The organism is Jiulongibacter sp. NS-SX5, from assembly GCF_052828545.1.
Map to the genome: position 1 here is coordinate 2,798,975 of NZ_CM128248.1, position 25,487 is coordinate 2,824,461.

26 protein-coding genes are annotated in these 25,487 nt (G+C 40.6%); 16 read left to right on the forward strand and 10 right to left on the reverse strand.

The genetic code is table 11. The features are described 5' to 3' along the window. Positions 1 to 62: 62 nt before the first annotated feature. Positions 63 to 1,202, forward strand: coding sequence for an acyl-CoA dehydrogenase (locus tag ACUXV0_RS12380; RefSeq protein ID WP_446189872.1), 1,140 nt, complete (start codon positions 63 to 65; stop codon positions 1,200 to 1,202). 307 nt (positions 1,203 to 1,509) lie between these two features. After that, positions 1,510 to 2,436: a helix-turn-helix domain-containing protein gene (locus tag ACUXV0_RS12385; protein ID WP_446189873.1), complete on the forward strand. Its 927-nt coding sequence runs from the start codon at positions 1,510 to 1,512 to the stop codon at positions 2,434 to 2,436. 52 nt (positions 2,437 to 2,488) lie between these two features. On the opposite strand, the gene ACUXV0_RS12390 is transcribed toward ACUXV0_RS12385, so the two are convergent. After that, on the reverse strand, positions 2,489 to 4,522 hold the full coding sequence (locus ACUXV0_RS12390) for a penicillin acylase family protein (protein ID WP_446189874.1): 2,034 nt from the start codon (positions 4,520 to 4,522) through the stop codon (positions 2,489 to 2,491). 95 nt (positions 4,523 to 4,617) lie between these two features. On the opposite strand from ACUXV0_RS12390, the gene ACUXV0_RS12395 reads away from it, so the two are divergent. Continuing rightward, positions 4,618 to 6,144: a GNAT family N-acetyltransferase gene (locus ACUXV0_RS12395; protein WP_446189875.1), complete on the forward strand. Its 1,527-nt coding sequence runs from the start codon at positions 4,618 to 4,620 to the stop codon at positions 6,142 to 6,144. A gap of 130 nt (positions 6,145 to 6,274) precedes the next feature. On the opposite strand, the gene ACUXV0_RS12400 is transcribed toward ACUXV0_RS12395, so the two are convergent. Beyond that, entirely contained in the window at positions 6,275 to 7,222 is a 948-nt protein-coding gene (locus ACUXV0_RS12400; protein ID WP_446189876.1) for an N-acetylornithine carbamoyltransferase, read from the reverse strand. Positions 7,223 to 7,396: 174 nt separating this feature from the next. Here ACUXV0_RS12400 and ACUXV0_RS12405 point away from each other — a divergent pair, with 174 nt between their 5' ends. The 4 genes from ACUXV0_RS12405 to ACUXV0_RS12420 all read left to right on the forward strand — a co-directional run bounded on the left by ACUXV0_RS12405 (position 7,397) and on the right by ACUXV0_RS12420 (position 9,528). Next, positions 7,397 to 8,107, forward strand: coding sequence for a DUF3667 domain-containing protein (locus ACUXV0_RS12405; protein WP_446189877.1), 711 nt, complete (start codon positions 7,397 to 7,399; stop codon positions 8,105 to 8,107). Between the two features lie 95 nt (positions 8,108 to 8,202). Next, entirely contained in the window at positions 8,203 to 8,526 is a 324-nt protein-coding gene (locus ACUXV0_RS12410; RefSeq protein WP_446189878.1) for an ArsR/SmtB family transcription factor, read from the forward strand. A 43-nt stretch (positions 8,527 to 8,569) separates the two neighbouring features. Further along, positions 8,570 to 9,040, forward strand: coding sequence for a DUF6428 family protein (locus tag ACUXV0_RS12415; RefSeq protein WP_446189879.1), 471 nt, complete (start codon positions 8,570 to 8,572; stop codon positions 9,038 to 9,040). Beyond that, complete coding sequence (locus tag ACUXV0_RS12420; RefSeq protein ID WP_446189880.1) at positions 9,040 to 9,528, forward strand: N-acetyltransferase family protein; 489 nt, start codon at positions 9,040 to 9,042, stop codon at positions 9,526 to 9,528. The genes ACUXV0_RS12415 and ACUXV0_RS12420 overlap by 1 nt, the downstream gene beginning before the upstream one ends. Here ACUXV0_RS12420 and ACUXV0_RS12425 read toward each other — a convergent pair. From ACUXV0_RS12425 to ACUXV0_RS12440, 4 genes are all read right to left on the reverse strand, one after another. Further along, entirely contained in the window at positions 9,525 to 10,691 is a 1,167-nt protein-coding gene (locus tag ACUXV0_RS12425; protein ID WP_446189881.1) for an acetate/propionate family kinase, read from the reverse strand. The two genes, ACUXV0_RS12420 and ACUXV0_RS12425, sit on opposite strands and share 4 nt — an antisense overlap. A gap of 1 nt (position 10,692) precedes the next feature. Further along, complete coding sequence (pta, locus tag ACUXV0_RS12430) at positions 10,693 to 12,777, reverse strand: phosphate acetyltransferase (RefSeq protein WP_446189882.1); 2,085 nt, start codon at positions 12,775 to 12,777, stop codon at positions 10,693 to 10,695. Between the two features lie 162 nt (positions 12,778 to 12,939). Continuing rightward, on the reverse strand, positions 12,940 to 13,815 hold the full coding sequence (rimK, locus tag ACUXV0_RS12435) for a 30S ribosomal protein S6--L-glutamate ligase (protein ID WP_446189883.1): 876 nt from the start codon (positions 13,813 to 13,815) through the stop codon (positions 12,940 to 12,942). A 40-nt stretch (positions 13,816 to 13,855) separates the two neighbouring features. Beyond that, the gene (locus tag ACUXV0_RS12440) at positions 13,856 to 14,296 is read right to left on the reverse strand and encodes an ATP-dependent zinc protease family protein (protein WP_446189884.1); all 441 of its coding nucleotides are present in this window, start codon (positions 14,294 to 14,296) and stop codon (positions 13,856 to 13,858) included. A gap of 106 nt (positions 14,297 to 14,402) precedes the next feature. Here ACUXV0_RS12440 and ACUXV0_RS12445 point away from each other — a divergent pair, with 106 nt between their 5' ends. Continuing rightward, a complete protein-coding gene (locus ACUXV0_RS12445; protein WP_446189885.1) occupies positions 14,403 to 15,494 on the forward strand; it encodes a Gfo/Idh/MocA family protein in 1,092 nt (363 codons plus the stop codon). A 114-nt stretch (positions 15,495 to 15,608) separates the two neighbouring features. Next, complete coding sequence (locus tag ACUXV0_RS12450; protein ID WP_446189886.1) at positions 15,609 to 15,806, forward strand: YqaE/Pmp3 family membrane protein; 198 nt, start codon at positions 15,609 to 15,611, stop codon at positions 15,804 to 15,806. Positions 15,807 to 15,872: 66 nt separating this feature from the next. Here ACUXV0_RS12450 and ACUXV0_RS12455 read toward each other — a convergent pair whose 3' ends face one another. From ACUXV0_RS12455 to ACUXV0_RS12470, 4 genes are all read right to left on the reverse strand, one after another. Then, entirely contained in the window at positions 15,873 to 17,243 is a 1,371-nt protein-coding gene (locus ACUXV0_RS12455) for an ATP-binding protein (protein ID WP_446189887.1), read from the reverse strand. A gap of 163 nt (positions 17,244 to 17,406) precedes the next feature. Continuing rightward, entirely contained in the window at positions 17,407 to 18,228 is an 822-nt protein-coding gene (mazG, locus tag ACUXV0_RS12460) for a nucleoside triphosphate pyrophosphohydrolase (protein ID WP_446189888.1), read from the reverse strand. 114 nt (positions 18,229 to 18,342) lie between these two features. Further along, positions 18,343 to 19,011 (reverse strand): thioredoxin family protein, encoded by a 669-nt coding sequence (locus tag ACUXV0_RS12465; RefSeq protein ID WP_446189889.1) that lies wholly within the window; start codon positions 19,009 to 19,011, stop codon positions 18,343 to 18,345. A gap of 59 nt (positions 19,012 to 19,070) precedes the next feature. Next, entirely contained in the window at positions 19,071 to 19,559 is a 489-nt protein-coding gene (locus tag ACUXV0_RS12470; protein ID WP_446189890.1) for a TlpA disulfide reductase family protein, read from the reverse strand. 56 nt (positions 19,560 to 19,615) lie between these two features. Here ACUXV0_RS12470 and ACUXV0_RS12475 point away from each other — a divergent pair, with 56 nt between their 5' ends. The 7 genes from ACUXV0_RS12475 (at position 19,616) to ACUXV0_RS12505 (ending at position 25,423) form a co-directional block, all read left to right on the forward strand. Then, on the forward strand, positions 19,616 to 21,115 hold the full coding sequence (locus tag ACUXV0_RS12475; protein ID WP_446189891.1) for a zinc-binding dehydrogenase: 1,500 nt from the start codon (positions 19,616 to 19,618) through the stop codon (positions 21,113 to 21,115). Positions 21,116 to 21,136: 21 nt separating this feature from the next. Then, positions 21,137 to 21,844 carry a 2-phosphosulfolactate phosphatase gene (locus ACUXV0_RS12480; RefSeq protein WP_446189892.1) on the forward strand — a complete coding sequence of 236 codons (708 nt, stop codon included), beginning with the start codon at positions 21,137 to 21,139 and terminating at the stop codon, positions 21,842 to 21,844. Between the two features lie 89 nt (positions 21,845 to 21,933). After that, positions 21,934 to 22,326 (forward strand): hypothetical protein, encoded by a 393-nt coding sequence (locus ACUXV0_RS12485; RefSeq protein WP_446189893.1) that lies wholly within the window; start codon positions 21,934 to 21,936, stop codon positions 22,324 to 22,326. Next, positions 22,327 to 22,536 (forward strand): helix-turn-helix transcriptional regulator, encoded by a 210-nt coding sequence (locus ACUXV0_RS12490; RefSeq protein WP_446189894.1) that lies wholly within the window; start codon positions 22,327 to 22,329, stop codon positions 22,534 to 22,536. Between the two features lie 75 nt (positions 22,537 to 22,611). Further along, a complete protein-coding gene (locus tag ACUXV0_RS12495; RefSeq protein ID WP_446189895.1) occupies positions 22,612 to 23,649 on the forward strand; it encodes an endonuclease/exonuclease/phosphatase family protein in 1,038 nt (345 codons plus the stop codon). 81 nt (positions 23,650 to 23,730) lie between these two features. Continuing rightward, positions 23,731 to 24,147 carry a hypothetical protein gene (locus tag ACUXV0_RS12500; RefSeq protein WP_446189896.1) on the forward strand — a complete coding sequence of 139 codons (417 nt, stop codon included), beginning with the start codon at positions 23,731 to 23,733 and terminating at the stop codon, positions 24,145 to 24,147. Between the two features lie 166 nt (positions 24,148 to 24,313). Then, positions 24,314 to 25,423, forward strand: coding sequence for a CotH kinase family protein (locus ACUXV0_RS12505; RefSeq protein WP_446189897.1), 1,110 nt, complete (start codon positions 24,314 to 24,316; stop codon positions 25,421 to 25,423). The last annotated feature ends 64 nt before the right edge of the window (positions 25,424 to 25,487 follow it).

The following is a 25,487-nucleotide window of genomic DNA, read 5'->3' on the forward strand; positions in this document are numbered from 1 at the left end:
GTATGCTTGCATACTGTTTTCTGTTTTCCTAGATTTGAGTTAGACATTAACAAACTCAAAGAATGGACTTTAACCTCACAGAAGAGCATTTAGCGGTTCAGGAAGCCGCCAGAGATTTTGCCGAAAAAGAATTACTTCATGACGCCATAGAAAGAGATACACACTCAAAGTTTCCTGAAAAGCAGGTGAAAATGATGGGTGAGCTTGGTTTTATGGGCATGATGGTTTCACCAGATTATGGTGGCGGAGGAATGGACACTGTCAGCTATGTGCTGGCTTTAGAGGAGATTGCTAAAGTAGATGCCTCTGCTGCAGTTATCATGTCTGTGAATAACTCTTTGGTACTATGGGGTCTGGAGAAATATGGTACTGAGGAGCAGAAACAAAAATATGTAGTACCGCTGGCTACTGGAGAGAAGCTCGGCTGTTTTTGCCTTTCTGAACCAGAAGCAGGCTCAGATGCTACTTCTCAAAGAACTACAGCCATTGACAAAGGAGACTATTATCTGGTAAATGGTACCAAAAACTGGATTACCAACGGAGGCACTTCAGATATCGCTCTGGTGATGGCTCAAACAGATGCTGAAAAAGGACACCGTGGTATCAACACTTTGATAATTGAGAAAGGCACTGAAGGATTTGAGGTTGGTAAGAAAGAAGACAAAATGGGGATTCGTTCTTCAGATACCCATTCTCTCATGTTTTTTGATGCCAAAGTACCTAAAGAGAATAGATTAGGCGATGATGGTTTCGGTTTCAAGTTTGCCATGGGTACACTTGATGGAGGAAGAATCGGAATTGCGGCTCAGGCATTAGGTATAGCCGCCGGTGCTTATGAAAGAGCTGTGCAATATGCAAAGGAGCGTAAGGCCTTCGGTAAAACAATAGGACAGCATCAGGCGATACAATTTAAGCTGGCAGATATGAAAACCAGAATAGAAGCAGCCCGGCTTCTAATTTATAAATCGGCCTTAGAAAAAGATGCCGGCAAGCCGTACTCTGAGTCAGCCGCCATGGCTAAGGTTTATGCATCTGAAGTAGCCATGTGGGCTACTACACAGGCTGTGCAGATTCACGGTGGCTACGGTTACGTTAAAGAATATCATGTAGAACGCATGATGAGGGATGCCAAAATCACGGAGATTTATGAAGGGACTTCTGAAATTCAAAGGCTGGTGATTGCTCGTGAAATATTAAAATAGTCACAAAGAATTTGTACTTATAAAAGACCTCGTCTAGAGGTCTTTTTTTATTTATTGAGTGGAAATTCTAGGATTTTTACAAATATTCTACAAGCTCAAAAAGGCTATTTCATGCTGTTTTTTTATATTTTTTCAATAAAACATGCCTTAATTGATCTATTTCGTATAAATATATAAACATATCGAAAGTGATGACAATTTGAATTTTTTAGAATTATTATTAGTTTTGTACAAAACCCCTTCAGAAAATACAAATTGAATCTTTCTTGAGCGGTTAATATTTCGACTGAGTCTTTATTGAAGTGTTATGAAAGAATACAACAAAATCATTGAATCATTAAGTGTCAAATTTGCGAAAGCAAGACACATTAATATTCTACAGCCTATCAGAATTAAGAACGTCTACGATGTAGAAAATACTTTGTTGATTCTTTATGATGGTGATGTAAAACTGGAAGGAATTGATGAAAAGATAGAGCCGGGTGATATGCTTTTTATCCCTGGAGGAAAGTCATCAACAATCCATTATGGTACAGGCGAACCAAAAGAAATTACTTATGAGGAGTTCATGACTCGTCGTGAGCATTATTTTGACTCAATGACCATTCCTGAGGAGATCGGGAAAGTGAGAAACTCGTTTGGTTTGATTGCTTTTGAGGCCAAGGTTTTTGATTCTGTTAACTTCTTTACCTCTCTTGATATTCCTCCATTCTTTATCAAGAATAACAGCAAACTAGCTCAGTTGATTAAGGATATCCTGATCGAGGACTTTACAGATGAAGCCGGTAGAGGTAGAGTGATTATGAATAAGACGGAGGAGATCGTTATTGAGATCATTCGTTTTATACTTCGCAATGAGATGTTTGTGGAGCAGTTAGCTACCAACAGTACTTACTTTAAAGATCCTCGTTTGATTGATATCTTCGCTTATATTAAAGATAATTTAGAAGGCGATTTGTCAAACAAACAATTGGCCAATGTGGCTAATGTATCTGAGGACTACGTAGGGCAGTATTTCAAAATGCTAACGGGAATTAATCCGCAGGATTATATCGAGTATCAGCGTATGGAAGCTGCGGTTACTTTGCTTAGAACTACGAAGAAGAGTATTCGAGCTATCGGCTCTGAAGTAGGTTATAAAGACACCGCTTATTTCTGTAGAAGATTTAAGATGATGTTTGGTATACCTGCTGGTAAAATGAGACGTAGAGAGTCTCTATTGATTGATAAATAATTGATTTGTAAGTAATAGTTCTAAAAAAGCGGAGGAGTTTTCTTCCGCTTTTTTATTGGGGTGAATACACACGGATGGCTTCTTTTAAAACTTTGTTTTTATCCAGTGTCATTGGCTTTAGCTCCAGGTTTAAAAAGCTTTCCATCTGATCGGCATAATGTGGGCTATCAGGTCTATTTGATGCTCCATAATTGATAATACTTTCTATCTGTGGGAGTTCATTTTTTCTGAATCTCACCAGCTGAATATAGGATTCTCCAGCGATCCCCTTTCTAATACCATTTTTATACGGAGCAGAGTACATAGCCCGTAGAACATCAGGCATACCCCAAAGTGGAATCTCCTCATCTCCTCTTACCAGCTTTTGAGTTTCGCCTAAAGTTTTATGTGTCGCACCGAAGTTTGCCTTTCTTGTGTCTTTAACGCCTTCCAGCACTTGTTGGATTTGGGATGAACTGAGGACATCTCCTTTTGAATAGGTGTCATTTACCGAATAGAGAAAATCTGCAAAAAGAGAGGCGGCTTCACTATCGATTTCTGCCTTTCTATCCCATTTTTGAAGGAGAAGTAGCTCATCTGCTATGGAAGGAAATCTCGATGGCTCCATTTCCATTAGTGCATTGATGTCTATCGGGAAATGAAATCGTTTAGGATATTGGGCGTCGTATTTGATGCGTTTAAAATCTTCATAGTTGAGGAGATCAAAGTCATCTATCAACTCCATAAATCGAATACTTCGATTATTATCTGCTGTCGGGTAGCCCATAGTTTTATCAAAGTCTTCGGGATTGAGGTTTTCGGGCTGTGAAGTGGCATTAAAAACGGTATTATTGGTATTGAAAAGATAGCCTGATTTTGGGTTAAGATATTGTGGAAGATCTTCAAATGGGTGATAATCTGTCCACAAGGTTTTTGAGGTGTTTCCCGGTAAAACCCCATTCCAATTGTATGCTGGGTTTCGAATTGGAATTTTACCATTGGAGACATAAAAAATGGTGTCATTCTTATCGGCATAAATGGTGTTAAAGCCGGGTATGGCTACCATTTGCATGGCTTTGTAAAACTCAGTAAAGTTTTGAGCCTTATTCATTTTATACCATTGCTCTAAGCCCCTCAGGTCTTGATTGGCCCCCATTCTAATGGAGTAATACCCCTGATCGGTCTTGAGAGTAGGTCCATAAACACTGTAATACGCCTTTTTAGGAATTGTCACAGTAAGAAAGCCTAGTTTGACTTTTAGTTTAACTTTCTTTTGTCGCAGTTGCTTCCATTCACCATCAAAAAGGTATTTCTTGCCGTTTGTCTCTAATTTGAACACGTCAATTTTATCCTGATGATTGACCGTATGGGCCCAGCCAAGGTTTTCATTGGTTCCGTGAAAAATGACGCAACCTCCGGGGAATAATCCTCCGAGCATGTTCCATCCATCTTCACTATGTAAGTGTGCTTCATACCACGCCACAGGCCCTTCTAAAGGCTGATGAGAATTAATATTCAAAAAGGCTGTTCCATCAGTGGTTTTCCAGGGTGCTATAGCAAAAGCATTTGACCCTTTGATTTCGGACTTTACGGGTTTTTCAATACTCCCGTTCAAGATGGAAGACAAGACATTATCGGCACCAGAGATTACAGAAAGCGAAAGAATGATAGAGGACAAATAATTATTCATTGTCAATGGAAAGCTGCCTTTTACCAAGATCTCTTCGGGATACTTGAGAGCATATGCGTTTAACCCATCAATGTATGCTTGAGCTACTTTAATAAACTCTGGCGAGAGCGTTTGAAGCTTTTGTGAAGCCGTCTCTTGTGTTTCTAAAAGACCAACCACATAATCTATGGTGGCACCGTCTTTCCCTAGGTATCGGCCCAGCATTCCTTTTCCTGCTAAGGCTGTTTGTTGTATAGTGGCAAAATCATCCTCGGCATGAGCCCAGGCTAAGCCATATGCCACATCAGGGTCTGTTTTACCGAAAATATGAGGTACTCCCCATTGATCTCTTGCTATTTGAACATCGTATGGTTGTGCACGGACATGAAATGGAAATAGTGAAGGAATCAGGAGTAGGTAAAGAATGATTCTTTGCATTTGTTCTCAATAGGTTAATACAGAAAAATACGGGCTGATTGTGATACCAATTTAAGGAATTGGCGTAGCTTTCATCGAAAATAACGCTTTATCAAATGCAAGCACCAGATATTGAAAATATCGAACTGAAATACCTCAAGCCTGAAGACTATGAGGAGTTAAAAGAAGCCATGATTGAGGCCTATGAGTCTATGCCCAATTCATATTGGAAAGAGCACCATATTCAGTCGCTGATTGAGAAGTTTCCTGAAGGGCAGGTTGTCATAAAAATCAATAATCATCTGGCCGGTTGTGCTTTATCCATTATCGTAGATTACGATAAATTTGATGATAAACATACGTACAAGCAGGTCACCGGAAATTATACTTTTAATACACATACCAATGAAGGAGACATGCTTTATGGTATTGATGTTTTTATCAAAAAGGAGTACCGAGGGCTGAGGCTTGGTCGTAGACTTTATGATTACCGCAAAGAGCTTTGCGAAAAATTAAATCTCAAAGGAATTGCCTTTGGTGGTAGAATACCAAACTATCATAAATATGCCTCAGATTTCACACCGAAGGAATACATAGAAAAGGTAAAACGAAAGGAAGTCTCTGATCCGGTTTTGAACTTTCAGATGTCAAACGATTTCCACCCTTCAAAGATAATCAAAGGTTATCTAAGTGGAGACCAGGAATCAGGAGAATATGCAGTGCTTCTGGAGTGGGATAATATCTACTACGAAAAGCCTCACGTAAAGGCCGCTAGCCAAAAGCGGGTAGTTCGTTTAGGACTGGTGCAGTGGCAGATGAGACCGTATAAAGATCTCAAAGAACTGATGGAACAAGCGGAATATTTTATTGACGCGGTTTCAGGATATCGTTCTGACTTTGCCCTGTTTCCTGAGTTTTTCAATGCACCACTTATGGCAGAGAACAATCATTTGAAAGAAGCAGAAGCCATTAGGGAACTAGCCAAGCATACCGCTGAGATTGTTCAGAAATTCTCTGAATTGAGCATTTCGTATAACATCAATATCATCACAGGAAGTATGCCTGAGATCAAAAATGATCGACTGTATAATGTGGGTTATCTATGCCGAAGAGATGGCACCGTTGAACGCTACGAAAAAATACATGTAACGCCAGATGAGGCCAAGGTCTGGGGTATGCAGGGAGGAAACGCAATTCAAACTTTTGATACCGACTGCGGTAAAATTGGGGTACTGATTTGCTATGACTCCGAGTTTCCTGAGCTGAGCCGACTGATGGCAGATGATGGCATGGAAATCCTATTTGTTCCTTTCCTTACAGATACCCAAAATGGCTATTCCAGAGTAAGACACTGCTCACAAGCCAGAGCCATAGAAAATGAATGTTATGTGGCTATTGCCGGTAGCGTGGGTAACCTGCCAAATGTGCACAATATGGATATCCAGTTTGCACAGTCCACGGTGTTTACGCCATGCGATTTCGCTTTCCCAACTACTGGTATAAAAGCAGAAGCTACGCCAAATACGGAGATGATTCTGATAGCAGATGTAGATCTTGATCTACTTAGAGAACTTCACCAATTTGGTGCTGTGAAAAATCTAAGAGACAGACGGAAGGATGTGTATGAGGTGAGGAGGGTGTAGGGGTTATTTCGAGTGGATTAAAATCCACCCTTTCTGGATGTTTCGATGCTCTGCATCTATTGCTTTGGGAAGAGAGCCTCCGGCTCGAAAAGATATGTTACCAGCGGGTTTATACCCGCTGGTTATGAAACTACAGTTCTTCTAATATCTTCTTTACGGCCGCCTGAACAGACCATACTCTATTGCCTGCCTGCTGAATGACTACGGAGTTCGGAGAATCAATAACCGCATCTTCCACAATAACCCCTCTACGTACCGGTAGACAGTGCATAAACTTGGCATTATCTGTCAGTTTCATCTTTTCAGCAGAAACGATCCAATCTTCATTACCGGGAAGTATTTGACCATATTGCTCGTAACTACTCCAGTTTTTGGCATAGATAAAATCAGCACCTTCAAATGCCTCCTCCTGGTTATGGTAAACTGGAGCATCTCCTCTGTATTCGGGAGCTAAATCATATCCTTCCGGGTTGGCAATAACAAATTCATAATCTGTCAGGTTAAGCCATTCTGCAAATGAGTTGCCAACGGCCTGCGGCAAAGCTCTCAAATGAGGTGCCCAGGTTAAAACCACTTTGGGTCTGGCTTTAGTTTTAAGTTCTTCAATGGTTATTAAATCAGCTAATGACTGACAAGGGTGACGAGTGGCTGATTCCAAGTTTATGACCGGTACACCTGACAAGTTTCTAAAACTCTCAATGACCAATTCTGCATAATCTGCTTCTCTGTCTTCCAGCCCAGGGAATGATCGCACCCCAATGATGTCAGCATATTGACCTATTACTGCAGCTGCCTCTTTTATATGTTCGGCTTTACCACCGTTCATTATTGCACCATCCTCAAACTCCAGCTGCCAGCCATCAGAACCTACGTTCATTACCATGACATTCATACCCAGATTAACCGCTGCTTTCTGAGTACTAAGTCGCGTACGTAAGGAAGAATTAAAGAACAAAAGACAAAGGGTTTTGTCTTTTCCAAGATCACGATTTGTCAGAGGGTTTGCTTTCTGAGCCAGTCCTTCTTCTATTAATTCCTGTACTCCAGGAATATCATTCGGATTAATAAAATGTTTCATTTTTAATTGATTTCCTTAACGGATCGCAAGTTACGGGTTTTATTGGTTGAGCATGGAGAATTTGACTCTATGAGAAGTTTTTGATAGGCCTGTAACATATCATTCTTTATCGAAACAAAAGAATCTTTTATCTTCGACCGACTAGTCAATAACCATATCTACTTTTTGCCGCCAATGAAATGTAAAAATTGTGAGTTTGAGGTCAATGGGAAATATTGTAGCAATTGCGGAACCCCTGCCCAGCTTAAAAGAATAGACGGGCACTATATCGTTCATGAAATAGAACATGTCCTTCACTTGGATAAGGGAATATTCTTTACGCTTAAAGAACTGTTAATCAGACCGGGTAAAAGCGTTAGGGAGTTTATTCTGGAGCGAAGAAACAGATTGGTAAAACCCATCATCTTTATTATTCTGACTTCTTTAGTCTACACGATTCTTAATAACCTGACGCACTTTGAAGATGGTTATTTAAATTATCAGGATCTGCCAGACGGAACCTTCAAGAATATGCTCAATTGGGTGCAGGGGCATTACGGCTACGCCAATATCATAATGGGAGTGTTCATTGCTTTTTGGCTTAAACTATTCTTTAAAAAATATGGCTTCAATGTTTTCGAAATAGTGATTCTCCTTTGCTACGTCATGGGTGTGGGAATGATTGTCATTGGAATTTTTGGAGCATTAGATAGTATTGGCTCTTTTCCATTCGGACAAGTCGGTGGATATATCTTTTTTCTCTATTGTGTTTGGGCCATTGGTGAGTTTTTCGAACGCAAACCTGTAAACTATTTCAAAGCATTTGTCGCTTATGTGATAGGCTATTTGAGCTTTTTTATCGTGGTTTTCCTTGTAAGTTATTTGGTGGATCTGATCATTAAATAAGCTACTTCATTTAATGTATTATCAATTAAGTAGCAAAAGATTTTAGTCCTTCTTGTGTTGTGGTTAAAATATTAATCGTAATATTGCAATGTATTATGGGTGTAACTAAAACAAGTCTGTTTACAGAAAGGCAAAATGAGCTTGCCAGAGTGGCCAAAGTATTGGCTCACCCGGCACGTATTGCCATTCTGGATCATCTGGTGGCTGCTAATGCTTGCATTAATAGTGACTTGGTACAAGAACTTGGCTTGGCTCAGGCTACCATTAGCCAGCACTTGAGAGAATTGAAAGAGGTAGGTTTAATCCAAGGAAATATAGAAGGTGTAAGTGTAAGCTATTGTATAAACCCTGTGAAATGGGCAGAGATAAAAACCCTTTTAGGTTCTTTTTTGGACACGTTTAGTGGAGGTTGCTGCTAAAAAAATTTGAACTAATTAATCGTAATATTGCAATAAAACAAATATGAAACTATCAGAGATTAAAGAACACTTGAAAGGTTTAGAGACCATCGCATTTCAGTTACCAGACGGAAGTTTGGTAGAAGAGCATTTCCATGTAACCGAAGTAGGAGAAGTAACCAAACACTTTATAGACTGTGGAGGTACTGTACGTCATGAAAAAGTGGCCAACTTTCAGCTGTGGAGTGCAAACGACTATAACCATAGACTTCACCCTGAGAAGTTGGTGAAGATCATTGAACTTTCGGAGAAAACGTTGGGACTAGGCGACCTGGATATTGAAGTAGAATACCAAGGGACTTCGATTATGAAGTTTGGGCTTGATTTTGATGGAACCAACTTTCTTTTGACCTCAAAACAAACGGATTGCCTTGCAAAAGACGCTTGTGGGATTCCTGAGAAAGCTAAAGTAAGTCTTGTGGGAGCAGTGACTGCAGCCACCGGAGGATGTACACCTGGAGGAGGCTGCTGCTAATGAAAATTGAACCATTTAACGTCGCCATGTATCAGCAGGTAGCCGAAATTTATCAGGAAGGTTTAGCTACTGGCATGGCGACTTTTGAAACAGAAGTGCCTGACTGGGAAAAATGGGACAATAAGTTTCTCAAACACTCCAGATTGGTCCTTTCAAAGGAAGGTCAGGTCAATGGATGGGCTGCTTTAAGTGCGGTATCCACAAGAAAAGTATATGAAGGGGTAGCAGAGGTGACGATTTACCTCTCAAAAACTACACAAGGAAAAGGCTATGGAAAGTTATTGCTGAAAGCACTCATAGAGTCATCAGAAAATAATGGGATATGGTCACTTCAATCCTCCATATTTCCACAGAATAAAGCCAGTATTCATTTACACTTGAATTGTGGTTTCAGGCAGATTGGCTACAAAGAAAAAATAGCCCAAAGAGATGGGCTTTGGCAGGATAATGTCCTCCTTGAAAAACGCAGCGAAGTAATTGGGATCTAAAGCAAGGCGTAGGTTTGTTTTGCTATTTCCAATTCTTCATTAGTTGGGATCACCAGCACTTTTACATTTGATTTATCAGAACTGATTTCTATTTCATTTCTTTGATTTTTATCAGCGTCAAAATGGATACCGTGAAACTCCATTTCATTACAGACCATTTCTCTGATAAGTTTGGAATTCTCTCCTATACCTGCAGTAAAAACGACTGCATCAATTCCGTTTAAAATGGCTGCGTATGCTCCAATAAACTTCTTAATACGGTAGGTATTTATGTCTAAAGCGAGGGTGGCGTCTTGGTCGCCTTGTTCATGTTTTTCTGTGACTTCTCTAAGGTCTGAACTTCCCGTAAGGCCCAGCATCCCACTTTGTTTATTAAGAAGCTGGCTCAGGTCGTCTTTACTATATCCTTTACCCATTAGATACATCAGCACAGAAGGGTCGATATCGCCACTACGGGTTCCCATTACCAGCCCACTCAATGGACCAAAACCTAAGGAATGATCTATACTTTGGCCATTCTGAATGGCGGTAGCACTACAGCCATTTCCTAAATGCAGAATCACCAGTTTAGCATCGGGCTTGTTGAGATATTTTAAAGCTTGTCGACTGACATATTGATGACTGGTGCCATGAAAGCCATAAAGACGTATTTTTTCTTGATCAGCCAGCTCTTTGGGAATGGCATATCGGTAAGCTCTTTCAGGAATAGTCTGATGAAAAGCCGTATCAAAAACAACTACTTGAGTGGCCAGAGGAAAAACAGCTTCTGCCACTTCTATTCCCTTTAAATTTGCAGGATTATGTAAAGGAGCCAAAGCTGCCAATTCTTCTATTTCTTGTTTAACCTGTTCTGTTACTTTGGTAGTTTTATTGAATTTGCTGCCCCCATGAACTACACGATGACCAATAGCTGCCACCTCCTCTGTTGACCGGATAGCACCTACTTCTGTCAATAAACTTGACACTAACTTTAATGCTTCTTGGTGTGTAGGAATATTGTGATATAGCTTCTTTTTTACTTCGTCAAAAGTGTATGTAAGAGTAGAACCATCGAGTGCTATTTTATCAACTAATCCAGATATAATCACCTTTTCTTCAGGCATCTGAAGCAATTGAAACTTTAATGACGAACTACCACAGTTTAGAACAAATATTTTTGACATTTTAGAATTCTTGGGCTTGAATGGCTGTGATAATCACTGTATTGAAAACATCATCAACCGTACATCCACGGCTTAGGTCATTTACAGGTTTATTGAGTCCTTGAAGCATTGGGCCAATGGCGATAGCACCGGTTTCTCTTTGAACCGCTTTGTAGGTATTATTTCCTGTGTTCAAGTCAGGGAAAATTAATACGCTGGCCTGACCGGCGACATCAGAATCCGGCATTTTGGCTTTACCGACAATTGGGTCTACAGCAGCGTCATATTGAATTGGTCCTTCTACTTTTAGGTCGGGTCTTTTTTCTTTTACCAGAGCAGTGGCCTCCCTAACTCTGTCTACGTCTTCTCCTTTTCCGGAGTCACCTGAGGAGTAAGAAAGCATGGCAATTTTGGGTTCTATACCAAAAGACTGGGCACTATCAGCTGAAGAAATGGCTATTTCGGCCAATTCTGAGGCACTCGGGTTTGGGTTAATGGCACAGTCGCCGAAAACAGAAACACGGTCGTCAAGACACATAAAGAAAACAGAAGATACTACGCTGGACTCTGGCTTTGTCTTGATAAACTGAAGTGCGGGTCTAATGGTATGCTGAGTAGTATGTACAGCACCTGAGACCATTCCATCTGCCAGTCCTTTATAAATCATCATAGTGCCAAAGTAAGAGACGTCAGCCATCAGGTCTTTTGACACATCACGGGTCATTCCTTTATGCTTTCGAAGCATGTACAAGGTATCTGCAAAATCTTCTAAGAGACTAGAATTTTGCGGATCTATGACCTTGACTTTGGCAAAATCAAGGCTAATGCCAAGCTTTAAAGAACGGGCTCTAATTTTATCAAGGTCACCAAGTAAAGTAATTTCTACAAGGTCTTTATTGACAAGCTCTGCGGCGGCTTGAAGAATTCGCTCATCATAGCCTTCTGGTAAAACAATATGTTTTTTAGCTGCACGTGCCCTTTTGACCATGTTGTACTGAAACATTCGCGGTGTCAGAAGCTTGTTCTTAAAGTAGGTAAACTTCTCAAACATGCTGGTCAGAGGCACATACTCTTCAAAAAGCTCAATGCTCTTGCTAATCTTTTCTTTGCTGTAGGCAAAAATATTCGCCTTGACATTGCCTACCGTATTGGCGACATAAAATGTGCCTCTATTCACCGAGAGAATAGGCAAATTGATTTGTAAGCCTTCAATAAGTCGAATGATAGGTTCTTCAGGTATCAAACCTCCGGTGAGCACAATGCCCGCCATTTTGGGATAATTCTTAGAGATATTGGCCTGTAAAGCTCCAAGAATAAGATCTGCTCTATCCCCAGGGGTAATGACCATATTATCATCTTTGATCTGGGTCAGGTAATTTCTCAATTGCATAGCACCTACACCAAAGGAACCTACTTTATTTGAGAGGTATTCTTCACCAAATAAAACCTTGGCATCAAGGGCCTCGGCTATCTCCTTCATTGTTGGACTCGATAGATTGGAATTATGTGGAATCACAAAAGATTCGGCACCAGGTGGTAAAAACTTCTGAATGGCCTTTTGTGTATCATAGAGGTTTTCAGGCAATACTTTATTGCTTATTACGGCCATAACTGGTACCTCCTGTTTTTCATAAGAACGATAGGCCATTTGCATCGATGACTTCAGTTCTTTGGCAGTTTTGTCTTTTCCGTTTCCTATCAAAACCACCGGTAAGCCCAGGTTTTTGGCAATGAGAACGTTTAAGTCAAGTTCCACAAGACTCCCTTGCCCTGCAAAGTCTGTTCCTTCTACAAGTACAAAATCAGAATTGTCTTCCAGTTCTTTGTACTTAGAAATAATAATATCCAGTACATCTCCGAGTTTGTCTTGATTGAGTAACTCAATGAGGTTTTGTCTGCTTAAGCCTGTCAGCTGGTTGATTTCAAAAGGGAGGTCAAAGTGCGACTTCATGATTTCTGCATGATGGTCCTTTTCAGTATCATGAACGATTGGCCTGAAAAATGTCACTTTGGGCATTTTGCCTAGCAATGTATGCATGAGCCCCAATGAAAGTAAAGATTTACCACTGTGGTCTTCAGTGGTGGCAATGTATATTCCTTTAGTCAATTGATATCCGTGTTTTGATGCAAAAGTAATGTTCAGCCAATCGCGAAATACTGCTCAACATCATGAAAGTGAATATACAAAGATCATGAAGAAGTATAGCCTTTCTTTAAGCGGCGAAAGGTATCGTATATTAATTGACGTTCAAGTGAAAAGCGAAATCGCCTAGTCAACATGTCTCTCAATATACCTGATGATTGCCTTGGCAACATCTTTTTCGGTTGCTTTTTCAATTCCTTCCAGTCCAGGCGAAGAATTAACCTCCATAATTTTAGGTCCATGGTCTGATCTTAACATATCTACCCCTGCAACGGATAAGCCCAACACACGGGCTGCTTTCAGAGCCACATTTTCTTCTTCTTCAGTAAGTTCTACAATTTCGGCAGTGCCACCCCTGTGCAGGTTAGACCGAAACTCGCCCTCTTTTCCCTGTCTTTTCATGGCTCCTACAATGACACCATCCACTACAAAAGCTCTGATATCTGAGCCATTGGCTTCTTTGATAAATTCCTGAACTATCACTCTTGCCTGAAGACCTTGAAAAGCATCTAGAACTGAGGTAGCCGCACTTTTAGTTTCTGCCAAAATCACCCCAACACCTTGCGTACCTTCCAATAGTTTGATGATACATGGAGCACCACCCACTTTCTCAATAACAGCCTCTGTGTCTTTGGAGTAATTGGTGAAAACCGTTTTCGGTAGCCCTACACCAGCTCTTGCCAGCACCTGCATACTTCTCAATTTATCTCGGGACCTAACCAGTGCCTGAGACTCTACGGTGGTAAACACCTTCATCATCTCAAATTGCCTTACTACGGCTGTACCGTAAAACGTGACAGATGCACCAATTCTAGGAATAATGGCATCAATACCTGTTAGGGGTTGGCCGTTATAAAAGATCTGTGGTTTCTTTTTTTCAATCACCAGGTCACATTTTAGTGGATTAATCACCACCATTTGATGACCTCTTTTTTCTCCGGCTTCTTTCAGACGAGTAGTTGAGTATAAAGAAGGATTTCTAGATAAGATTGCTATTTTCATCCGTATAATTTCGATTTTCTATCAGCCACTTGGGCCGATTCTAGTTTGTTTTTGAAGATTGAATTGGTAAACTGTATTTCTTAGAAACATCCACGATAAATCTGTTTTTGAGAAATTTACGTCCGAGTAACATCGGGTATTTCATTTGACTTCGGTTTGTCAAAGTCACTTCTATCGGATATGAATTCTTACCAATTTTTATGTTTGTTTTTACAGAGAATCGTTCTTCGGCAGTGCCGTTAGAACTCTTGACTTTGCGTTTCTTAAAGTCCGCAAAGATGACTTTTTTCTTTAATACTTCACCATCCAGTTCATTAACAAATTCACAAGTTATACTGCCCTTGTTTTCATCTATAGAAAGACAGTGTAAACTTGATGTATAGGCCCCTGTATCTATCTTAACATCAATAGGGTAGGAGAAAAGGTCTGGTAAAATAGCCTTCTCATGTCTGCCAATTATTTTTAGGTTTTCTTTGGTCATAGGTGATTAAACCGAATTGCTAGTCTAATGAATTCCAGATTCCTATCTTCTGTATAATGATTGACAATGAAATTCAATTATTTTTAAAGACACAAATATTCAACCCATGGAATTAAATAGAAGAAATTTTGTCAAAAATTCTGCAATAGCTGCTTCAGTGGCTGCATTTTCACCAAATGTATTGCTGGCAGCTACTAGACCAGCAAAAGAAAAACTGGGAGTTGCCCTGGTGGGGCTGGGCTATTACAGCCGAGATCTTCTGGCTCCGGCTTTGTTAAAAACACAGCACTGTGAACTGAAGGGCATTGTCACTGGTTCTCCTGAAAAAATCCCTGTCTGGCAAGAGAAATACGGCATCAGTGATAAGAACGTTTATAATTATCAGAATTACGAGGAAATTGCCAATAACCCCGATATTGATGTGATTTATGTGGTTTTGCCACCTTCAATGCACCGTGAGTATACAGTAAGAGGAGCGGGTACGGGTAAACATATCTGGTGTGAAAAACCAATGGCTCCTTCTGTAACCGACTGTCAGGCCATGATAGATGCCTGCAATAAAAACAAGGTGAGCTTGGCGATAGGTTACCGCTGTCAGCATGACCCCAATATCCAGGCATATCGACAAGTCGTAAAAGATCAACGTTTCGGAAAAGTGAAAATGGTTAACTCTGCAGCTGGCTATTTTGAAACGAGAACAGATCACTGGAAACAGAAGAAAGCTATGGGCGGCGGTGTCATGGGAGATATGGGAGTTTACGCTATTCAAGGAGCCAGAATGGCAACCGGTGAAGAGCCCATCTCTGTAAAGGCTCATCTCTCTACCACCAGACCAGATATTTATCATGAAGTAGAAGAAACTGCCACTTATGTTTTAGAGTTTCCGAGCGGAGCAATGGCTACTTGTCAGTCTAGCTTTGGTGTGAATATGAATCACCTTCAGGTCAATTATGAAAAGGGATGGTTAAAAATGGAACCACAAACTGGCTACGGCGGAAACCGCGGAAGTATGTCTGATGGCACCGAAATCTACACGCCGGTGGATCGTCAACAACCGTTACAACTAGATAATGATGCCTTGGCAATACTCAATAAAAAGCCTTACCTGGCACCTGGTGAGGAAGGTTTAAGAGACATTCGTGTTGTAGAGGCCGTTCTCAAGTCTGGAGCCAAAGGGGGCTGTGAGGTGAAGCTGTAGTTTTGACCCCATTCCGGCCCTCCCCGAAGGTGAGGGGGCTTTGACCGTTTATCAAAATTCGTTTTACAAGACTTTCGGCAGTAAGTAACTTAGTCTCAAACTTTTGAAAAAGCTATGTTACTTATTGCTGTTTTAGTGCCTTGGTTGTCTTTCTTTTTGCGAGGCAAAATTCTAAGTGGAATTCTCTGTTTAATTCTTCAGATTACCATTATCGGCTGGCTTCCTGCTGCTCTTTGGGCTGTGGCTTCCCGTGTTGATGGTAAAAATGCCACTCGTGTTAGACGAATGGAAAGGAGGATGGCGAGGGGTTGATGATTATTAATATTTTTTCAGGCTCCGTGGAGTTTCTCCACCAACATCCATCTCGGCCGGAGGTATCTAAATAGGGGTAAAGTCGTTATTAGATTCTATAAACCACTCCAAATATTCTTCTATTTTGGAAACTAAAAAATAGGGGAGGTTAAGAAGTTTGTACTCCTTCCCTTTTCGTGTCTTCAGGCTATCAACTCCGATTTTTCCGGCGTAGATTCTAACTGCAAACGAATGTGGGCATCGGTCCATAAATTCGTGAAGAGAACGCAGACTACCGGTGGCTCCAGATTTCACCTCTATGGGGATAATATATTTTTTGTACGGATAAATAATATCTACTTCAGAGGTGGTTCCACGCTCTTCACGAACCCAAAAATGAAAGGTTTTGTCCGGTAAAATCTGCGTAGAGTTTAATTCCTGCAAAACTATTTGCTGAACCAGTTTGCCCCGTGATGCATCATTTAAGTCAGATAGTTGCAGTATCTCCTGCTGAATTCCGAGTTGATAATTGACCAAACCAGTATCCAGAAAATGGAGTCGGGGGCTTTTCAATAAATCAGGATATAATGGAGGGTTAGTATCAGTACTCGGGTAAATAAGCCGCATGAGTTTGGCTTTTTGTAATGCGTCAAAAGCCTCTTTCACGTCTCTGGTTTTGAAAGACGAATTACCGAAGTTATTTAGTTTTATACGGTTGTCAATTTCAAACGGAGCCGCATTAATAATATGTCTAATCACACGCTTTTGTGTGTCATTAGAAGCATATTTTTCTACATCTGTTTTATAAGATTCAATGATAGAGGCATATAATCGGGCCAATGCTGTAGCATTTTGATTTTCAGCATATTCTGCCACTATTCGGGGCATACCACCAATGAGTACGTAATTGTGAAAAAGACTTAATAGTAGCGGATTAAACGTTTCGGGGAGAGGTACTGTATCAATTTGTTCAAGGAGCATATTCTGGTTCATGGCCATCAGAAACTCTCTGAAATTGAGTGGGTGTAGCTCAGCATACTCTACTCTGCCAACTGGTGTCTTTTGAATCTTCTCAATTCCAAACTCCAGTAGAGACCCGGTTACAATAACATGCAGATATGGATAATCCTCATGGAAATAACGCAGCATCTCAATTACTTCTGGTTTTTCCTGAACCTCATCAATAAATAGAAGCGTTTCAATATCTGGACTTAACCGGAAATTTCTGGCAATAAAAAGGAGGTTAAGCGTGTCTTTTAGCTTCTCAATATTTGCAAAAAGAGAAAAATCCTCCGCCCTTTCCAGATTGAAATACAAAAATTGAGAATAGCCTTCTCCAAACTCCTTTACCAAGGTAGTTTTTCCCACCTGTCTTGCTCCACGCAAAATCAATGGAAGCCGTGAAGAAAGGCTTTTCCACTGAATTAAATAGGCGTATAAATCTCTTTTAATGTACAATTCAGGTCAACAAATGTTTGATTGCATAGGTAAATATGCACACAATTTGTTTGATTACATAGGTAAGTTAGATTCTTTTTTGTTCGATTGCATAGGTAAAAGGAAAGATCATTAGAAAGAATCTCCTCCCATAATCCATCCGGAAGAACTTCAATAATCTACCTCACATCCCCTTCGCCTCTTCCCAGAAAACATCCATTTCGGCTAGAGTCATGTCTGCTAGGTTTTTACCAAGGTCTTTCGCTTTTGATTCGAGGTATTGAAAGCGTTTTATGAATTTTTTGTTGGTACGTTCAAGTGCTGTTTCGGGGTTTAAGTCAATAAATCGGGCGTAATTGACTAGTGAGAATAGCAAATCACCAAATTCTGCTTCTGCTTTTTCGGCGTCAATGGTTTCTGCCTTTTCGGCATTGAAATGCTCTTTGAACTCCTGCATTTCTTCTTCTACTTTGCCCCAAACTTGCTGTTTTTCTTCCCAGTCGAACCCCACACCACGAGCTTTCTCCTGAATACGCATGGCTTTGACCAGGGCGGGTAAGCTATTGGGTACGCCGCCCAAAACACTCTTATTTCCTTTCTCTTTGAGCTTTAGCTTTTCCCAGTTTTCTTTGACCTGCTCATCATTTTCCACTTTAATGTCACCATAAATATGAGGATGACGAGCTATCAATTTCTCGCATATTCCATGCAAAACCTCTGAGATATCAAAATCACCCGTTTCAGACCCAATTTTGGCGTAAAAAACCAGATGAAGCATGATATCTCCCAACTCCTTTTTGACCTCATTGAGGTCACCTTCCAGAATGGCATCAGAAAGTTCATAGGTCTCCTCTATAGTTAGGTGACGAAGACTCTCCATAGTCTGCTTTTTGTCCCAGGGGCATTTTTCACGGAGATCATCCATGATGTTTAGCAGGCGGTCAAATGCCACCAGCTGATTCATACGCTCAGGAGAGAAAACTTTAGGAGGAGTAGGGATTGCCATTAAATTAGTTTTTGACCAAAACTAAACATTCAACACTGTAATACGGGGTTTTGGACATAAAAAAGAGGCTCACCTGAACAGATAAGCCTCTATATTCTGATTATTTAATCTCAATTAGCTACGCCATTTGATAGAGCAACCGATAGCTTTAGTGCTTTGGGTTACCACTGGTTTGTTTTGCAGCAAATTGTTTACAGCATCTTCTACATAACGTTTAGAAACCGATGACGGGTCCTGAGCATTATCATCAATAGCACCTATGTATTTGATGATATTTTTTCCTTCTTCTTTTTTGATGACAAACACATGTGGAGTTCGGGCCGCACCGTAAACTTGTCCAACTCCCTTTTCATCTACCAAATAAGGGAAGGTATAACCCTTTTCTGCTGCTCTTTTCTTCATGTTTTCAAAGGAATCTTCCTCGTAAGCCGCAGGGTCATTTGGGTTAATGGCAATTACAGGAAAGCCTTTAGCAGCAAACTTGGCATCAAGAGCAACTACCCTGTCTTCATAAGCCTTAGAAAATGGGCAATGGTTACACGTAAAGACCACGATAAAGCCCTTGGCCTGAGTAAAGTCTTTCAAAGAGACCATTTTGCCATCGATATTTTTTAAACTAAAATCGGTGGCTTCATCTCCTACTTCATAGCCAGTAGGTAATACCAAAGATGTCGGAGACTTCAGTTTATTTCCTTTGCTGGCTTTGGCATCAGTAAGGAAGTAGGTACCAGACAGGGCAGCAAGCACCAATAAGGCAACCATGGATATTTTTAACTTCTTCATTTCTACTCTGTTTAGAGGATTCAGTATTGTAAGCACAAATCCTCGATTCTAATTTCGGTTTAATTTAACAATTTGTCAATTGTACTTCTCAGCTCGGCTTCATCCATTTTTTGCTCCAAAAACTTCGTTTCTGCTTTACTGATAATCAGAGTGGCTGGAATAGCACCAGACCAATCTTCATTTATTTTATTGATCCAGCTGTCGTAATCAGGTTCATTGAGTAATACAACCTCAGAACTCAATTCCCTTCTTTTGACAAAATTACCAACCCTTTCTAGGTCTTTTGCAAAATCAAGGCTTACCAACAGCACTTTCACATCCTTTAGACGATAATCTTTTGAAATAGTTTCAAAAGCCGGCATTTCTTCAATGCATGGTTTACACCAGGTAGCCCAGAAATTGACCACCTTCACCTCCTCGGCATCGATTTTTATCAAACTATCCAGTTCTTCGAAACCAATGACTTCTACTTCCTGTGCCTGAGCCACACCTGTGAGTACACTGCACAGAACGCCCAGAAGAAAACTATATTTAGAAATGCGACTCATTTATTTGATTAAAGGCATTTATCATTCCAATATTGTGTAAAAGTAACCGAAACCCTATGAAAGCCCTTATTTGCGAGCAGTTTGGAACCATAGAATCTTTGAAACTAAAAGACGTAGCTATACCCAAACCCGCTGCAGATGAACTTCTGATAAAAATTAAAGCCTGCAGCCTGAATTTCCCAGATCTGCTGATAGTACAGGGTAAATACCAGTTAAAACCAGAGCTTCCGTTCTCACCTGGCGGCGAAATAGCCGGCGAAGTAGTAGATATGGGTAGTGAGGTCAAAAAGTTTAAAAAGGGAGACTCCGTTTTTTCGCATTGCAAATGGGGCGGCATGGCAGAATATGCCGTAGTGAAAGCAGATGCCGCATTCCCGATGCTGGCAGGTAGTAGCTATGTAAAAGCGGCCTCATTCAGTTATAATTTTGGAACGGCATATCACGCCTTAAAAAACCGGGGAGGCCTCAAAACCAATGAAACACTTTTGGTTTTAGGTGCGGCCGGGGGAGTTGGTCTGGCAGCGGTGCAGCTAGGTAAAGCGATGGGAGCCAAAATAATTGCTGCGGCCTCTTCTGCTGACAGACTAGAGCTTTGTAAACAAAATGGAGCAGATTTTTTGATCAATTATAATGAAGAAAACCTAAAGGAGTCGGTCAAAAAATTAACAAATGGCACAGGCGTAAATATGGTTTTTGACCCGGTAGGCGGTGAGCTCTCAGATGCCGCCTTACGAGCTACCGCTGCAGAGGGTCGTTATTTGGTGGTGGGTTTTGCCAGCGGTCATGTTCCGCAAATAGGCTTAAATATTCCTTTGCTTAAAAGCTGCTCTATTGTCGGTGTATTCTTTAGCCGGTTTGTAAAAGAACAGCCAGAAGAGGCTTATAAAAACCTTCAGGAGCTTGGCATGTTTTATCTGGCGGGTCAGCTGAAACCGCATATTGACAAAGTATATGCCCTGGCCGATTCAAAAGAAGCTTTGCAGGATCTGAGTCAAAGAAAAATAAAAGGAAAAGCCGTGGTGATTCCTGTTGCAGAAGAAGAAGCCTTTGAGATACCGATCAAACAGGAGGACTTTGCTCAGCCAGAAAACCCCTCAGAAAACATCACGATTTTTAATGAAAAGCGAGAGGTCGCGGGCCATATAGGCAAAAATCTAGGCAGCTCAGATTGGTTGAAAGTCACACAGGAAACTATTCAGAAGTTTGCAGATGCTACTTTTGATCATCAATGGATACATTTGGATGAGTTAAAGGCCAAAGACACGGTTTTTGGTGGAACCATCGCCCACGGTTATCTTACACTATCATTGATTCCTAAACTCATGGAAACCGTTTACAGGGCTCCTTTTGCCAAAATTGGTATCAATTATGGATCAGAAAAGGTACGTTTTATGCATCCTGTTGCCTCTGGAAGTGAAATCAGAGTTACGGCAAAACTCAAACATGCATCTGAAATAAACAACGGTGGAGTAAAGATGATAGTGGAGTGCACCATTGAAATAAAGGGTGCAAATAAACCCGCTTGCTATGCCGAACTAATTACTGTTTTATACTAGTCAAAATTCTACCTTTGCGGCATGAATACCATAGAAGTTTGTTTAACCCATGAGCTCATACATCAGCATGAGTTGGAGGGGAAAGTAGTAGTAATCACAGATGTTTTCAGGGCTACCAGCTGCATTGTGGCTGGTTTGGCTACCGGAGTAAAGGCCATCAAACCTCTGATAGAAGTAGAGGATTGCAGAACATTACAGGCAGAAGGTTGGCTGGCGGGAGGTGAGCGTCATGCTCAGCTGATTGAGGGTTTTGACCTGGACAATTCGCCTTTCAGCTATATGGAAGAAAGAGCCAAAGGCAAAAAAGTGGCGATGACTACAACAAATGGTACTCTGGCGGTCAATAAATCAATGGCCGCAGATGAAATTCTGGCAGCTTCATTTGGGAATTTGACAGCTACAGTGAGTTACCTCAAAACACTTCAGAAAGATGTCATAGTGCTAGCGGCTGGCTGGAAAGGCAGACCTGGTTTGGAGGACGTACTTTTTGCCGGGGCTCTGGCCTTAGGCTGTCAGGAATTTTTACAAACAGTAGGTGACTCCACTCACCTGGCCATTGCCGGCTATGATGTGGCTAAAGGCAACCTTCTGGAATATATGCAAAGAGCCAGTCACCTTCACCGCCTAAAAAACCTCAGCGGAGGTAAGGATATTCCGTTTTGTTTAGAGATAGATCAGTTTGATGTAGTGGTGAAGCTCAATGAAGCCAAGGAGCTGGTGGCACTTTAGGCTAATTTCAAAGGCTACCATCAAAATGTCTTTTATTGTTGTCTATTTGTAAAGTTTGTTTTACATTTAGGTAATAAAACAAGACAATCATGAGAAATTATGTATTTCACTACCCTCATTATTTCAGGTACTTTGGACTAATCTTGCTTGCCCTTTCGATTGGTATTTTTTTATATCGGTTATCTGAGTTTGGTATTTTTGATTTGACTGCCTTTAGCACTCCCGCAGCTTTTTCTTTAGTTTTTATCTATTTCTCTAAAGAAAAAATGAATGATGAGAGGGTAGTTCTATTAAAGTTTAAAGCCTTGGCTTTAGCGATACCAATTGCAGGATTAATCTTCGCTCTTTTAGACTATTCTGTGAACTTTGACGGATATAGTATAGAAACAGATTCTTGGTATTCTCATTCTGCTTTTGAATACTTAACCTTGGCCCTTTTGCTGGCCTATGGAATCTTTCAATTTTTGAAGTTTAAAGAGTAAATGAAAAACTCAATTAAAGTAGAAAGGGCAAAAAACGACTTTACTCAGGCAGATTTAGCAGAAAAAGTAGGTGTTTCTCGTCAGACCATAAATTCCATTGAAAAAGGTCGGTTTATACCTTCCACCGTTTTAGCACTTAAAATAGCTGAGGTTTGTAATGCTAAAATCCACGATGTTTTTATGCTGGAAGAAAGCGACTGGCAGTCATAAACCAGAAAATAGAAAAGGTGTTTTTACCTGATGTTTGGCTTTGGGTTATTGGGTATTTTTAAAGAAAAAAGAACCATGAAACTTAGAATAGCCGAATACAACATGGAATGGATGAAGAATGTCTTTGTGAATGGCATTCCTATAAACACTCCACCACCGGCCTCAAAACCCGAATCTGACTGGAATCAGGAAGAAAAGTGGACGGTGAAGAGCATGAGGCTCATAGAAGTTTTAAAGCTTCTTGATTTTGATGTGCTGGCAGTGGTAGAAGGGCCAGACAGCTTAAAAAATGGTTCGAAAACGGCCACTGATCAACTAAACCTTTGGATGCAGACATTCGGTCTCACCTACCGAAACTACAAGGCTATGGAAGGTCATGTTTCAAATGGGCAGCAGGAGCTTTGTATGATTTACGACGCCGATAAACTTATTGTAGACCATACGCCGGAGGCTCAAAATGCATTTAATGAACCCTTTTTGGTAGATACCTTAGAGCAGAGCATTCAAGAGCAATACAGTCATTTCAGACCACCTTTGGAGGCTACCATTAAAAGAAAGTCTGACCAAAAGAAGCTTTTTAAGATGATAGTAGCTCATGCTAAATCAAAAGGCATTTTTGATCACGTGGATTATGCCAGATATGAGCAGCTTTCTATGTTAAATCGCAGAAAACTATATGCCGAGTGTATGCACATACGCCAGCGAATAGACAAGTGGATAAAAGAGGGTGATGAAGTACTGGTGACCGGTGATATCAATGACGGTATGGGCAGCGACTTTTACGAGGGTAGATTTGGCAAAAGTGCTATAGAGATACTGCTGGGTTCTGTCTATGAGCCAGACCTAATCCTTACCAGTGCCTTAGGAAAGCCTAAGCTGGGCAAATACGGCTGGTCGCCTAGCTCTAGTTCTTTTACGGATACCATCACCAAAAATTGGTTTACGGTGCTGATAGACCATATCCTCATTAGTCGCGGCTTGAAATTGAACAAAGGAGATGTGCTAAACCCATACTCTTCACCGCACTCTACCGGCCTCAGTACAAATCTCAAAACAGCCCTCAAAGAAGGTTCTGATCATTTTCCGGTTTATGCGGATATTGAGGTGGGGTGAATTCAGATGAGATGGGTTCCGGAGTATATCTTTTGGAAGTTATAAAGGTTTGACTCTATTTTAGTCGTAAATGTTTTGCGAATGGTAAATAAAGGTAGTTCTAAAAGCCTTTGGGATGCACTACATGAATTTAAAATGTTCATCGGTCTTGTAGGAGTATTTATTTCTCTCATAATTTTTCTTTGTCAAGTATTTCAAGATTCATCCAAAGCTTCTGAGCATTGTTTAGATAAAGAGAGGATACGTAATAACCAGAATTCTGAAGTAATCTTGAAAAAGCCTTCTGATTTTAACTATTTGAAGGATTCTCAAGTTTATGTAATAGATTTCCCTGACGGAACAAGGCTTTTCGGGTGTGACATTATAGGCAAAAATTCGAAAAGCCACCTGAGAGTTAACCGGGATATAGTTAAATTATATGTTTCAAAGCGTAAGGGTGAACTTCATTTCGAACTTTCAGACAGCCTCTTCAATTCAAACACTTTCGTTTTGGAATAATATGTTTTTTGATCCGATACTTACGGCTTCGTCAAGCAGTTTTCAATACTCCTGTTTGGTGTAACATCATCAAGTTTTAAACGCCTATTAGACATCTGACAGAACCCGCGGTTCGTCTCAAATAAGGCGGTTGCCTCTGTTAAGCTTAAAATCAGTATTTATAGTCATGCATAAATTTCCTCTGGTTTGCAGATCAGATAGTAAACTCAAATTCTTACTTTCAGATCTGAAAAATCACAAGAAGCTGAAGAGGGGATACTATATTTTATTGCTGTTTTTACTGTGGAGCTGTCAAAAAAACACTGATTCGCCTGTTGCAGAAAGTACTGTTCCCTCCCTCAGAATAATAACAGAAAACAAGGAACCTGTTACTTCAAAACACACTTATCTGAATGCCACACTGAGCGTAGAAAACGGAGAAAGCTTTTCAGCTGACATTGAAATAAGAGGGCGAGGAAATACCACTTGGTCGTTCCCCAAAAAACTATTCAAAATAAAACTAAAAGAAAAGGCCGGTCTGCCGGGACTCAAACCAGAGAAGAGATGGGTTTTGCTGGCAAATTATCTGGACCCTTCGCTGCTACAGAATGCTGTAGCCATGGAAATAGACCAACTGCTGAAAATGCCCTACACAAACCACATGAAGCCAGTATATCTTTGGCTGAATAATGAATTTCTGGGCAGTTTTACGCTTACTGAGCAAATAGAAGTGAAAGAGAACCGTGTCAATGTAGGTGATGACGGCCTGTTACTTTCGCTGGATACTATAATAGAACCTGATGACGATTATTTCTTCAGCAGCCATTACCAGCTGCCGGTTCAGATCAAACACCCTGAAATCACCTCACAGGCACAGATCGACAAAATTTCCAATGAATTCGATCAACTTGAAAAGCGGGTATTTGCCCCAGATTTCCCCGGCAATGATTACCTGAAGTATTTTGATGCAGAAGCTATGGCCGATTACCTGCTGGTTTATACGCATACCTGCAATGAAGAAATAAACCACCCCAAAAGCACATACCTGTATAAAACAGCGGAGGGTAAGTTTCATATTGGCCCTATTTGGGATTTCGACTGGGCCTTTTCGTATGAACAAAGTCAGGTGCACTATGTGAACTCAAACCGACCGCTTTTCTGGATCTGGCAGTCGGTAGGTACCACGTTGTTTGGCAGAATTGCCGCTGACCCTGTCATAAAATCACTTTTTAAAGAAAAGTGGCAAACCTTCAGGCAACAAGACTTTAACAGGCTTCTGTCTTTTGTAGATGAATAAGCTGCTGAAATTAAGGAATCACGCAGAGAAGATTTCAAAAAATGGGGGCGTGGTAATTCTGATT

Excerpts from the sequence above, each read along its gene's own strand:
- ACUXV0_RS12380 (WP_446189872.1), top strand. The coding sequence starts at position 63 with ATGGACTTTAACCTCACAGAAGAGCATTTAGCGGTTCAGGAAGCCGCC.
- ACUXV0_RS12385 (WP_446189873.1), top strand. The coding sequence starts at position 1,510 with ATGAAAGAATACAACAAAATCATTGAATCATTAAGTGTCAAATTTGCG.
- ACUXV0_RS12390 (WP_446189874.1), bottom strand. The coding sequence starts at position 4,522 with ATGCAAAGAATCATTCTTTACCTACTCCTGATTCCTTCACTATTTCCA.
- ACUXV0_RS12395 (WP_446189875.1), top strand. The coding sequence starts at position 4,618 with ATGCAAGCACCAGATATTGAAAATATCGAACTGAAATACCTCAAGCCT.
- ACUXV0_RS12400 (WP_446189876.1), bottom strand. The coding sequence starts at position 7,222 with ATGAAACATTTTATTAATCCGAATGATATTCCTGGAGTACAGGAATTA.
- ACUXV0_RS12405 (WP_446189877.1), top strand. The coding sequence starts at position 7,397 with ATGAAATGTAAAAATTGTGAGTTTGAGGTCAATGGGAAATATTGTAGC.
- ACUXV0_RS12410 (WP_446189878.1), top strand. The coding sequence starts at position 8,203 with ATGGGTGTAACTAAAACAAGTCTGTTTACAGAAAGGCAAAATGAGCTT.
- ACUXV0_RS12415 (WP_446189879.1), top strand. The coding sequence starts at position 8,570 with ATGAAACTATCAGAGATTAAAGAACACTTGAAAGGTTTAGAGACCATC.
- ACUXV0_RS12420 (WP_446189880.1), top strand. The coding sequence starts at position 9,040 with ATGAAAATTGAACCATTTAACGTCGCCATGTATCAGCAGGTAGCCGAA.
- ACUXV0_RS12425 (WP_446189881.1), bottom strand. The coding sequence starts at position 10,691 with ATGTCAAAAATATTTGTTCTAAACTGTGGTAGTTCGTCATTAAAGTTT.
- rimK (WP_446189883.1), bottom strand. The coding sequence starts at position 13,815 with ATGAAAATAGCAATCTTATCTAGAAATCCTTCTTTATACTCAACTACT.
- ACUXV0_RS12440 (WP_446189884.1), bottom strand. The coding sequence starts at position 14,296 with ATGACCAAAGAAAACCTAAAAATAATTGGCAGACATGAGAAGGCTATT.
- ACUXV0_RS12445 (WP_446189885.1), top strand. The coding sequence starts at position 14,403 with ATGGAATTAAATAGAAGAAATTTTGTCAAAAATTCTGCAATAGCTGCT.
- ACUXV0_RS12450 (WP_446189886.1), top strand. The coding sequence starts at position 15,609 with ATGTTACTTATTGCTGTTTTAGTGCCTTGGTTGTCTTTCTTTTTGCGA.
- mazG (WP_446189888.1), bottom strand. The coding sequence starts at position 18,228 with ATGGCAATCCCTACTCCTCCTAAAGTTTTCTCTCCTGAGCGTATGAAT.
- ACUXV0_RS12465 (WP_446189889.1), bottom strand. The coding sequence starts at position 19,011 with ATGAAGAAGTTAAAAATATCCATGGTTGCCTTATTGGTGCTTGCTGCC.
- ACUXV0_RS12470 (WP_446189890.1), bottom strand. The coding sequence starts at position 19,559 with ATGAGTCGCATTTCTAAATATAGTTTTCTTCTGGGCGTTCTGTGCAGT.
- ACUXV0_RS12475 (WP_446189891.1), top strand. The coding sequence starts at position 19,616 with ATGAAAGCCCTTATTTGCGAGCAGTTTGGAACCATAGAATCTTTGAAA.
- ACUXV0_RS12480 (WP_446189892.1), top strand. The coding sequence starts at position 21,137 with ATGAATACCATAGAAGTTTGTTTAACCCATGAGCTCATACATCAGCAT.
- ACUXV0_RS12485 (WP_446189893.1), top strand. The coding sequence starts at position 21,934 with ATGAGAAATTATGTATTTCACTACCCTCATTATTTCAGGTACTTTGGA.
- ACUXV0_RS12490 (WP_446189894.1), top strand. The coding sequence starts at position 22,327 with ATGAAAAACTCAATTAAAGTAGAAAGGGCAAAAAACGACTTTACTCAG.
- ACUXV0_RS12495 (WP_446189895.1), top strand. The coding sequence starts at position 22,612 with ATGAAACTTAGAATAGCCGAATACAACATGGAATGGATGAAGAATGTC.
- ACUXV0_RS12500 (WP_446189896.1), top strand. The coding sequence starts at position 23,731 with ATGGTAAATAAAGGTAGTTCTAAAAGCCTTTGGGATGCACTACATGAA.
- ACUXV0_RS12505 (WP_446189897.1), top strand. The coding sequence starts at position 24,314 with ATGCATAAATTTCCTCTGGTTTGCAGATCAGATAGTAAACTCAAATTC.